The sequence below is a fragment of the Megasphaera massiliensis genome, from assembly GCF_000455225.1.
Taxonomy (GTDB): domain Bacteria; phylum Bacillota; class Negativicutes; order Veillonellales; family Megasphaeraceae; genus Megasphaera; species Megasphaera massiliensis.
On sequence record NZ_HF954559.1, the window covers coordinates 271,829 to 274,329 of the forward strand.

The 2,501-nt window shown below is 51.6% G+C and carries 3 protein-coding genes; all 3 read right to left on the reverse strand.

Features of this window, described 5'->3' with window-relative positions; all coding sequences use genetic code 11:
* Positions 1 to 64 precede the first annotated feature (64 nt).
* From TX77_RS12805 to TX77_RS12815, 3 genes are read right to left on the reverse strand one after another with little or no spacing between them, the layout of a single operon-like run.
* A complete protein-coding gene (locus TX77_RS12805) occupies positions 65 to 844 on the reverse strand; it encodes a basic amino acid ABC transporter substrate-binding protein (RefSeq protein ID WP_418294691.1) in 780 nt (259 codons plus the stop codon).
* 18 nt (positions 845 to 862) lie between these two features.
* Entirely contained in the window at positions 863 to 1,507 is a 645-nt protein-coding gene (locus tag TX77_RS12810) for an HAD family hydrolase (RefSeq protein ID WP_044505459.1), read from the reverse strand.
* Positions 1,508 to 1,510: 3 nt separating this feature from the next.
* Positions 1,511 to 2,293 carry a basic amino acid ABC transporter substrate-binding protein gene (locus TX77_RS12815; RefSeq protein WP_044505460.1) on the reverse strand — a complete coding sequence of 261 codons (783 nt, stop codon included), beginning with the start codon at positions 2,291 to 2,293 and terminating at the stop codon, positions 1,511 to 1,513.
* Between the last annotated feature and the right edge of the window lie 208 nt (positions 2,294 to 2,501).

Here is a 2,501-nt window from a genome sequence, read left to right on the forward strand (position 1 = left end):
ATGGATGGCTGTTTTCTTATGCTGTTGACGGTCGACACCGTTCGAATAGATAGAGACTTTACGCTTATTTATTCGGTGCTGTGCCAAACCATTTCTGATAGATTTTGTCGTACGTTCCGTCTGCCTTGAGTTCTTTTAAGGCCTGGTTGACCTGGTCAGTCAGTTCCTGTTTGTCTTTACTAATCCCCATGGCTACACCGCGAGAGGTGATCGGAGCACCGACGAGTTTGAGCTTGTCTTTGCCGCCCTGCTGGAGATAGTACTGGGCGACGGCCTGGTCGATGGAGACGGCGTCACATGTGCCGGCTTCTAGTTCCATCCAGCCTTGTGTATTGGTGTCGAACTCCTTGACATTAGCACCGTGTTCACGGGCATAGTCGGCTGCTTTTGATCCGACCTGGGCACCGACGGTCTTTCCGGCGATGGAATCATAACCGGTAATATCCGTATTGCCTACGGGAACGACGATGGTGTAGCCGCCCTGATAGTAGACGTCCGTGAAGTTGATCTGTTTCTTCCGTTCTTCCGTCGCATCCATGCCGGCGGCGATGATGTCGATCTGGCCGCTCTTTAAAGCCGGAATCAAGGCGTCGAAGCCGAGGTTCTTGACTTCCATCTTGTAGCCTAACTTATCGCAGATGGCCTGGGCTAAATCGATATCGAAGCCGACGTCTTTATCATTTTCCGTAAATTCAAAAGGCGGGAAGGTCGGTTCGGTCCCGACGATGAGCGTCTTGTCTCCCTTAGCGCCGCCAGCGGATTGTTCTGTGCTGCCGCCGCAGCCGGCGAGGAGAGTCACGGCGGCTATCGAGGCCGCTGCCAAGGTCATAACTTTTTTCTTCATCATAGTAGGTTCCTCCAATTAGGGAATAGCAAGGATGTCACTGAGATCTTTCATGATGGCCACATGGGGCAGGGGAAGAAAATCTTTTTCTGACGTCGTTCCTGTCGTCACAGCGGCAAAGGCGACGCCGGCATTTCGGGCCGCTTCGGCATCGATGGTATTGTCGCCGATATAGAGGACGTCTTTTTTATCCAGCCCGAAATGGTCGCAGACCCGATTGATTCCATCCGGTGCCGGTTTTGCATTGTCCACGTCTTCCATGCCGACGACGAGGTCGATGAGGGACTCCATGGCGTATTTACGGAGTGTTTCGTTAATGCGCGAACGGGTCTTGGTCGATACGATGCAGCAGCGGCTCCCCTGTGCTTTAAGGGCCTTTAATACCGGCAGGGTCTCTGGATAGAGATGGGTATTGGCCGTCATATACTTGTCGGAGAAGCGGACTTTATATTCCTTAATCAGTTCATGGATCCGGTCCGGGTCCGTTTCGCCGGTAAGGCTTTTCATGGCATCGTACATAGTCATGCCGATCGTACGGCGAATGGCATCTTCTGGAATGCCTTCATAGCCTTCCGCATCAAAGAGGAGCTGGAAGCACATGACGATACCCTTTTCCGAGTTGGCCAAAGTGTAGTCGAAGTCGAATATATACGTCTTATACATGGGTTACATCTGCGGGTCGATGCCGAACCATTTTTTGTAGAGTTTCGCATACGTTCCGTCTGCTTTGAGGTCAGCCAAGGCCTTGTTGACTTTTTCGAGGAGGTCTGTTTTATCTTTTCCGACAGCCATGGCGATACCGGCATCGGTTTTCTTGGAATCACCGACGATTTTTAGGTCCTTGTCGCCGCCTTCTTTCAGATAGTAGAGGGCAACCGACGTATTGATGATGACGGCATCGCAGGTATTGCTCTGCAGTTCCATCCAGCCCTGGCTGTTGGCGTCATACTGTTTGACCGTTGCACCGGCTTCCGTTCCGAGGTCTACGCCCTTGGTGCCGACCTGAGTGCCGACCGTCCGGCCTTTGAGGTCATCAAAGCCGTGAATGGTGTCGTTATCCTTGCGGACGACGACGGAATAGCCGTCCTGGAAGTACGGTTCTGTAAAGGAAACTTGTTTCTGTCGTTCCGGAGTAGCGTCCATGCCGGAAGCAATCATGTCGATCTGGCCGCTGCGCAGTGCCGGAATGAGGGCGTCGAAGCCGAGGCTTTTGACTTCAACCTGCATGCCCGTCTTTTCACCGATGGCATTGGCTAAATCAATATCAAAGCCTACATACTTGCCGTTGTCCGTGAATTCAAAAGGCGGGAAAGTCGGTTCCATCCCGACGACGAGGGTTTTCTGCTCATCGGCAGCACCGCCCTGTTTGTCTGCTGAAGAACCACATCCGGCGAGTAAGGTAGCAGCTGCAGCTACAGTTGCCGCCATAACTAAATACTTTTTGTTCATACGTAACAACTCCTGTTCCTTTTTTGTAAACGGAAATAATAAAATACAACTTCCACATAATTATACTATAAAAGGGGACGCCTTTGAAGGGAAACTTTAGGAATCGTCAACTTTTTGCTTGACAAGGAATTCTTGGCGTAGTATGCTTAACAAGCTGTCAGGGCGAGAGCCTCAGACGGCCCGGCTGAGACAACAGCCGACGCGAGTA